A 2,235-nucleotide genomic window follows, 5' to 3' on the forward strand; every position below is an offset into this window, starting at 1 on the left:
GCAGGAGTTTGTCAGCTACAAGGCATTCGAGGCGCTGTGCGATCACCCGGTACTTTGCAAAGCCAACGAAAACTGGCAGGCGGGCATCAACCACATCGCTTATTCTAAGGTGGATTTGGTTTTGATAGCGCCCGCGACGGCAAATACGATAAACAAGCTCGCGTGGGGCGTCTGCGACAACGTATTTTTAGAGGTGCTAAACGCGGCTTTCGCCCACGCCAAGGTGGTTATCGCGCCGGCCGCGAACCCCGCGCTACTTGAAAACAACATCACGAAAAACTGCATCGATATGCTAAAAGCGAGCGTCAATGCGTATTTTGTGGATCCGATAGAAAAAACCCTAGCTTGCGGCGATACCGGCAAGGGCGGGCTAGCGAGCACCGAGGCGATCATGCAGACGCTAAAGCGCGCGCTTTACAACGATAAATTTTGGGAGGATAAAACCGTCATCATCACCGGAGGCGCGACGATCGAAAAGATCGATAGCGTGCGCGGCATTACGAATTTTTCCAGCGGCAAAACCTCCAAAGCGATTGCCGACGCGCTGTTTTACCTAGGCGCGGACGTGACGCTGATCTCTAGCAACGAATATGAAAATTTACCGTACAAGCTCGTTAAATTTGAAAGCACTATCGGGCTAAAATCGGCGCTTGACAGCACAAAATTCCCCGACGGCGCGTATTTGATAATGGCTGCCGCGGTAAGCGACTACTCGCCGAAGGTGCGCTATAAAGACAAGGTTAAAAAAGCGGAGATCGGCGAAATTTGGAATTTACGCCTGGGCGAAAACGAGGATATCTTAAGCTCCGTGCGCGGAAATATCAAAAAAGTGGGCTTTAAACTCGAAACCGACCGCGAAAACGCCGTCGGCGAGGCCAAACGCATGCTTAACGAAAAGCATCTCGACGCCGTCTGCCTAAACGTGCTGGACGACATCATCAAGCTCGGCGGCGACGTCCTTAAGGTCACTTTCATCACGAAAAACGATCAGGTCGTAATCGACACCGCGCCGAAGGACGAAGTCGCCCTAAAAATCGCGGCTGAGCTGAAAAAAATCTGATCCGTGAATAGCCTAAATCATCTCGCTCTTGTGATGGACGGCAACGGGCGCTGGGCGAAAAAGCGCGGTCTGCTGCGCACCGGCGGGCACGAAGCGGGCGCGGAGGTCGTGGAGCAGATCTGCGAGTTTTGCATCGACGAAGGCATCGCAAACCTCACGCTCTACGCCTTTAGCACCGAAAATTGGAAGCGCCCGAAAAGCGAAGTGGAATTTTTGATGAAGTTGCTTCAAAAATTCCTAATATCGCGCCGCGAAAAATTTACCCAAAACGGGATAAAATTCTATCCGATCGGCGATATATCGGCTTTTAAGGGCGATCTGCGAAGCGAGATCGAATATCTTTCAAATTTAACTCAAAACGGACGAGCGCTAAATTTTAACCTAGCGATCAACTACGGCTCGCGCGACGAGATCGTGCGAGCGTGCGAGAGGCTGCTTGCAAGCGGCGAGCGACTAAGCGAAGCGGGCATCGGCGCGCATCTGGATACCGCGCACAGCGGCGACGTGGATCTGCTGGTGCGCACTGGCGGCGAGCAGCGGCTGTCGAATTTCTTGCTCTGGCAGGTGAGCTACGCCGAGCTTGCGTTTACGCCGACGCTGTGGCCGGATTTCACGCGCGAGGAGCTTGTTCGCATAGTGGATGATTTCCGCCGTAAACAGCGCCGCTTCGGCGGTCTTTGAGCTGCAGCGCAGTCGCTTTAAATTTTAAAATTTTAATTCGCAGAGCCGCATGCAACATAGAAATTTTAAATTTCGTCCTTTTAAATTTAAAGCTATAGCGCGAGCCGCGTTGCGCGGCGCGGTAAATTTAACGCGGCAGGATTTTAAAAATCGCGCCGTGCATTCGCGCAAAGAGCGAAAGGAGGGCTATGAGCTACTACATACAATGTGGTTGCGGCAAAAAACTTACCAAAAAGCCGATGAAAACTCTAAGATGCCCAAGATGCGGCAGCGTGTATAAAAAACCCAAGAAATTTATATTGGCGGTCTACATTTGCCTACTGCTGTTTTTTATGCTAGCGTTTGCCTTCGCCCCCAAAAAAATGGGGATTTTGGCATCCGCGGGCAGCGGGATAGGCGCATATATTATGTTTTTATGGATCGTAGATACTTTGAACTTTGATCTTTTGGACGCCGTGATATTAGTGGCGGGATTTTTGATTTTCGGCGGATTA

The 2,235-nt window shown here is 51.2% G+C and carries 3 protein-coding genes; all 3 read left to right on the top strand.

All coding sequences use genetic code 11. The annotated features are described in order from the left end of the window. Positions 1-1,060: bifunctional phosphopantothenoylcysteine decarboxylase/phosphopantothenate--cysteine ligase CoaBC (gene coaBC / locus Q0605_RS02685; protein WP_298703991.1), on the top strand; the 1,060-nt coding region annotated here is incomplete at its 5' end. Positions 1,061-1,063: 3 nt separating this feature from the next. After that, positions 1,064-1,741, top strand: coding sequence for a polyprenyl diphosphate synthase (gene uppS / locus Q0605_RS02690; RefSeq protein WP_298703992.1), 678 nt, complete (start codon positions 1,064-1,066; stop codon positions 1,739-1,741). A gap of 188 nt (positions 1,742-1,929) precedes the next feature. Further along, on the top strand, positions 1,930-2,235 hold a 306-nt coding region (locus tag Q0605_RS02695; protein ID WP_298703996.1), incomplete at its 3' end, for a hypothetical protein.

The sequence above is a fragment of the uncultured Campylobacter sp. genome, from assembly GCF_938017705.1.
Classification (GTDB): domain Bacteria; phylum Campylobacterota; class Campylobacteria; order Campylobacterales; family Campylobacteraceae; genus Campylobacter_B.